The 4,851-nt window shown below is 64.2% G+C and carries 7 protein-coding genes; 4 read left to right on the top strand and 3 right to left on the bottom strand.

The features are described 5' to 3' along the window. Window positions 1-79 precede the first annotated feature (79 nt). Window positions 80-952 (bottom strand): 50S ribosomal protein L11 methyltransferase, encoded by an 873-nt coding sequence (locus EN738_RS30960; protein ID WP_127286921.1) that lies wholly within the window; start codon window positions 950-952, stop codon window positions 80-82. 9 nt (window positions 953-961) lie between these two features. Then, entirely contained in the window at window positions 962-1,540 is a 579-nt protein-coding gene (locus tag EN738_RS30955) for an SCO family protein (RefSeq protein ID WP_127286920.1), read from the bottom strand. A gap of 189 nt (window positions 1,541-1,729) precedes the next feature. Between EN738_RS30955 and EN738_RS30950 the strand changes: the two genes are divergently transcribed. The 4 genes from EN738_RS30950 to EN738_RS30935 all read left to right on the top strand — a co-directional run bounded on the left by EN738_RS30950 (window position 1,730) and on the right by EN738_RS30935 (window position 4,182). Continuing rightward, the gene (locus tag EN738_RS30950) at window positions 1,730-2,227 is read left to right on the top strand and encodes a cytochrome b/b6 domain-containing protein (protein ID WP_127286919.1); all 498 of its coding nucleotides are present in this window, start codon (window positions 1,730-1,732) and stop codon (window positions 2,225-2,227) included. A 60-nt stretch (window positions 2,228-2,287) separates the two neighbouring features. Beyond that, the gene (locus EN738_RS30945; RefSeq protein ID WP_127286918.1) at window positions 2,288-2,770 is read left to right on the top strand and encodes a CreA family protein; all 483 of its coding nucleotides are present in this window, start codon (window positions 2,288-2,290) and stop codon (window positions 2,768-2,770) included. An 85-nt stretch (window positions 2,771-2,855) separates the two neighbouring features. Continuing rightward, on the top strand, window positions 2,856-3,497 hold the full coding sequence (locus EN738_RS30940; RefSeq protein ID WP_127286917.1) for a DapH/DapD/GlmU-related protein: 642 nt from the start codon (window positions 2,856-2,858) through the stop codon (window positions 3,495-3,497). 253 nt (window positions 3,498-3,750) lie between these two features. Further along, window positions 3,751-4,182 (top strand): low affinity iron permease family protein, encoded by a 432-nt coding sequence (locus EN738_RS30935; RefSeq protein ID WP_189606060.1) that lies wholly within the window; start codon window positions 3,751-3,753, stop codon window positions 4,180-4,182. Between the two features lie 9 nt (window positions 4,183-4,191). Here the strand turns inward: EN738_RS30935 and EN738_RS30930 are convergent. Further along, window positions 4,192-4,851: SDR family NAD(P)-dependent oxidoreductase (locus EN738_RS30930; protein WP_127286916.1), on the bottom strand; the 660-nt coding region annotated here is incomplete at its 5' end.

Here is a 4,851-nt window from a genome sequence, read left to right as displayed (position 1 = left end):
GGCCTCCTCTGTCGACGCGACCGTAGCGCATGGCCCCGAAAACCGGAATCGATTTCCGGAGGGACGGATTGGTCCAGTTTCAGCGCTTGAGATGGATCGTCACCCAGCCCTCGCGGTGCAGGGTGCGAACGTGGCGGAAGCTCTGGCCGACATAGGCCGAGACGACGGCATCGCGCTGGCGATCGAGAATGCCGGACAGCACGAGCGAGCCGCCGAGCCTGATGTGCTTCGCCATCTCCGGCGCCAGCCGCATCAAAGGCCGCGCCAATATGTTGGCGACGATGAGATCGAACGGCGCGCGCCTGCCGAAGATCGGGTGATGGAAGCCCGGCGCGGTCACGGTTTCGACCAGCGCCTTGACATGGTTGAGGCGGGCATTGGCGGCGGCGACCTTGACGGCGACCGGGTCGATGTCGGTCGCCAGCACCGGGATATGCCCCAGCCTCGCCAGCGCAATCGCCAGCACGGCGCTGCCGGTGCCGAGGTCGAGGGCGTTGCGCGGCCGCTCGCGCCGCACGACCTTCTCCAGCATTTCGAGGCAGCCGGCGGTGGTACCGTGATGGCCGGTGCCGAAGGCAAGGCCGGCCTCGATCTCGATGGCGAGGTCGCCGCTGTGGCGCCTGTCGCGGTCATGCGCGCCATGGACGAAGAAGCGGCCGGCGCGCACCGGCTTCAAGCCCTCCAGCGAGCGCGCCACCCAGTCGATTTCGGGCAGCGTTTCGCGTTCGATAGGCTTCGTCAGCGCGAGGCCGGCAAGGATGTCCTTCAGTCGCGCCTCGACCGCATCGACGTCGCCATCGGCATAGAGCGAGACTTCGTGGATGTCGCGGTCCTCGTCGACCTCCAGCACGGCAAGCGGCAGGCCCTCATCCTCGAAGGCCGCATCGAGCGCGGCGAAGATGCGATCGGCCTCGATTTTGCCGGCGGTGAAATGGAGCCGCGTCTGCGCCATCGGACGGTGTCAGCCTTCGTTCGCCAGGCGCTTCAGCTTGGCAACGGCCGCGTCGGCGCTTTCGCCATAGGCGATGGTGCCGGAGAACTCGCCCTTGCCATTGAGCAGCAGCACCGAGGCGGTGTGGTCCATCGTGTAGTCGCCATCGCCGGTGTCGACCTTCTTCCAGTAGATGCCGAAGGATTTGGCCATAGCATGGACCTTGTCGGGGTCGCCGCTGATGCCGACGATGCGGTCGGAGAAATTGCCGACATAGGCCTTGATGATCTCGGGCGTGTCACGCTCGGGGTCGACGGTGACGAAATAGGCGTTCAGGTTCTTGCCGCCGTCGCCAAGCGTCTTCAGCCAGCCGGACAGTTCGAAGAGCGTGGTCGGGCACACTTCGGGACAATGGGTGAAACCGAAGAAGACGACGCTGGGATGGCCCCTGAAGGCGGCTTCGGTGATCGGCGCGCCCTTCTGGTCGACCAGCGCGAAGGGCGCGCCGTAAGGCTCGCCGCTGTAGTGGCCGCGATAGAAATCGAAGGTGAGCCAGCCGATGCCGGCCGCCATCAGGACGAGAATGCCGACCAGAATTGAACGCATCATCGGGAAATGTCCGTCGTGATCTTTCATTTGGCGCCCAATCGGACGCCTTGTTCGAGCAGTCTTAGCGGGTAGAGGCGGCGGAGGCAAAGATGCCGCGTTGCCGCAACCGATGCATATTGCCAATCCTTAATTTGACCGGGTTTTCCGCCGACCTATCTTCGAGACAGACACGCCAGCGATGGACCGGACATGCAAGCAGCCTCCTATTCGAAGACCCAGATCTGGCTGCATTGGGGCATCGCCGCGCTGATTCTGATCCAGTTCCTTGCCCATGACGGCATGGAGCATGTCTGGCGTGCCTTTCGCAGAGGGCAGGAGGCTGCCGCAGGGGACATACCGCTGGCCTATATGCATGCCGTGCTCGGCCTTGCGGTACTCGTTCTTGCGACATGGCGGCTTTGGCTGAGGGCGACGCGCGGCGTGCCGCCGGTCTCGGGCATGGAGCATCCGGCGCTGCGGCTGCTGGCCAAGGCCGCGCATCTGCTGATCTACGCCCTCATCTTCATCGTGCCGCTTTCGGGTGCTGCCGCCTGGTTCCTGCAGGTGCCGGGGGCCGGGCTGGTGCATGTGGTGGGCAAGAACATCCTGCTCTATGTCGTGCTGCTGCATATCGCCGGCGCGTTGGTCCAGCACTTTGTCCTCAGGAGCGACGTGCTGCGGCAGATGTTGAGGTTCCGCCAGGCCTAGCTTGTAAACAAGCCACTTCAGTCCCACCTGAGACCGGCAACTCGAACCGAGGAGGCTCTCTTGCGAAAACTGATCGGCGGCGCGCTTGCCGCATGCCTTGTCGTCGGCGCGGCGGCGGCCGAGGAGGTCGGCAAGGTCGGCGTCGACTGGGTCGGCAACGATATCATGGTCGAGGCGATCAAGGATCCGAAAGTCGAGGGCGTCACCTGCCACGTCGCGTATTTCGATCGCAGCGTCATCGATCGCCTGCACAAGGGCAACTGGTTCGAGGATCCGTCCGATTCGTCGATCTCCTGCCGCCAGACCGGGCCCATCGCCATCGGTGACATCGACATGGGCGAAAGCGGCGAGGAGGTGTTCAAGCAGGGCATCAGCCTGATCTGGAAGAAGCAGGTGGTGAACCGCATCTACGACAAGAAGAACGAGACGCTGATCTATCTCTCGCATTCACGCCAGGTGCAGAACGGTTCGGCCAAGATGTCGGTCACGACGATCCCGCTCTACGGCCAGAACGTGGTCTGGACCAAGGGCAAGCCGCAATAGGCGGGGCAGGCTCTCCGGGGCTGTTTGACGGCGCGACAATTGCTCCCGCCTTGCGGCAGCAATTGCGCGGGGGTAAAGCCGCCGCATGGACCGAGCCGAAAACCTCCTCCTGAAAGACGCTGAACCGCGCATCCATCCGACCGCGGAACTGAAGGCATGCAAGCTCGGCCGCTACGCCTCGATCGGCGAACGGGTGGTCCTGCGCGAGGTGACGGTCGGCGACTTCTCCTATTTCGAACGCCACGCCGAAGCGATCTACACGACGATCGGCAAATTCTGCTCGATCGCCGCCAACAGCCGCATCAATGCGCTCGAGCATCCGATCGAGCGGTTGACGCAGCACAAGGTCAGCTACCGGCCGAACGAGTATTTCCGCTGGCTGGGCGTCGACGCGGCCTTCCGGGAGCGGCGGCAGGCAAGGTCCGTCAGTATCGGCCACGACGTCTGGATCGGCCATGGCGCGGTGATCATGCCGGGCATCACTATCGGCAATGGCGCCATTGTCGGCGCCAACGCGGTGGTGACGCATGACGTGCCAGCCTACACGATCGTCGCCGGCGTGCCGGCCAGGCCGCTGCGCCAGCGTTTCAACGCCGGCATCGCGGCCCGCATCGAACGCCTTGGCTGGTGGGACTGGCCGCCGGAGAAACTGGCCAAGGCCGTTCCCGACATGCAGGCCATGCCGATCGAGGCCTTCCTCGACCGCTGGGAAAACGACGCGACCTGATCCTGAGGGACAAAACCCCTTCCGCCATGCGGGGGTGGCGCAGCGGAAGGGGCTGGAGGTAAACCGCCGTGAAGCGGACGGAACAGGCTTTTCTTGCCTGCTCCCGCACTATGACAACAAAGCCATAAGGTGTTTTTTCTTGAGCCTGCGCTTTCCGCGTGTGCCGGATTGCACGTGCGGATCGGTTCAGCGGGAACCGGGAGCGTGCGTTGTCTGTTTCTCTCGGAGTTCGCACTACGGTCGAGAGATTCCGATGATCGAGAGACTTTTCACCAGGATTGCCAATTGGGTGGCTCATGTGGCCGGCCTGCCGCCCACCTTCGCCGCCTGCATTCTGATCGTCGTCGTCTGGGCCGCGAGCGGACCATTCTTCGGCTTTTCCGATACCTGGCAGCTCGTCATCAACACCGGCACCACGATCGTCACCTTTCTGATGGTGTTCCTCATCCAGAACACGCAGAACCGCGACGGCGCGGCGATCCAGGCCAAGCTCGACGAGCTGATCCGGGTCAGCCGCGCCCACAACCACTTCATCGGCATCGAGCACCTGACGGAATCGGAAGTCGAGGAGATCCGCGCCAAATGCGAGCAGGCGGCGAAGCGCCACGATCGAAAGATCGCCGACGCCGCCGCCAAGAAGGCGGTAACGCCGATGCCCGGCTCGAAGAAGCAGGCAGCCGCTTGAGCCCGACTGTCAGCCGTTCATGAAGGTCGCGAAGGCGTCCTTGTGGTCAGGGTGCCAGCGCGACAGAGCAGGGCGGTTCTCGATGATGTCGCCGATCGCCCAGGCCATGCGCTTTTCGTCCGTCGGCCGCGCCACCTCATTGTCGGGGCAAAGGATGTAGAAATCGCCGAGCTTGAGCGAGGCGAGCATGAAGTCGATGACCTGCTCTCCCGTCCAGGCGCCGGCCGGCTTCTCGGTCGCGCCTTCGGTGAGGCCGGTATAGGTGAAGCCCGGGATGAGCAGGTGGGCGGAGATCCTGGCGCCGGGCTCGTTGCGCAGAGCGTGGGCAAGACCCTCGGTGAAGGTCTTCACGCCGGCCTTGGAGACGTTGTAGGCGAGATTGCCGGGCGGCGTGGTGATGCCCTGCTTGGAGCCGGTGTTGATGATCAGGCCGGGCTTGCCCGAGGCCAGCATGGCCGGCGCGAATGCCTCGACGCCATGCACGACGCCCCAGAAATTGATGGCGAGAAGCCGCTTCCAGGCATCCCGGTTTTCCCACGGTTTGCCGGGATTGTTGCCGACACCGGCATTGTTCATCAGCAGCAACACGTCGCCGAAGGCGCCTTGCGCGGTTCCCGCCAGCCGGTCGACTTCGTCGGCCGGCTGGCGGAAACGGCGCAGGGCGCCTTC

The organism is Mesorhizobium sp. M4B.F.Ca.ET.017.02.2.1 (assembly GCF_003998955.1).
In the GTDB taxonomy this organism is placed as follows: domain Bacteria; phylum Pseudomonadota; class Alphaproteobacteria; order Rhizobiales; family Rhizobiaceae; genus Mesorhizobium; species Mesorhizobium abyssinicae.
Note: the sequence above shows the minus strand (reverse complement) of the source record. Positions and strands in the feature narration are given on the sequence as shown.

Bases quoted from the DNA above. Each gene is read 5' to 3' on its own strand.
- EN738_RS30935 (WP_189606060.1), top strand. From the start codon at position 3,751: ATGATCGAGAGACTTTTCACCAGGATTGCCAATTGGGTGGCTCATGTG.
- EN738_RS30950 (WP_127286919.1), top strand. From the start codon at position 1,730: ATGCAAGCAGCCTCCTATTCGAAGACCCAGATCTGGCTGCATTGGGGC.
- EN738_RS30955 (WP_127286920.1), bottom strand. From the start codon at position 1,540: ATGATGCGTTCAATTCTGGTCGGCATTCTCGTCCTGATGGCGGCCGGC.
- EN738_RS30960 (WP_127286921.1), bottom strand. From the start codon at position 952: ATGGCGCAGACGCGGCTCCATTTCACCGCCGGCAAAATCGAGGCCGAT.
- EN738_RS30940 (WP_127286917.1), top strand. From the start codon at position 2,856: ATGGACCGAGCCGAAAACCTCCTCCTGAAAGACGCTGAACCGCGCATC.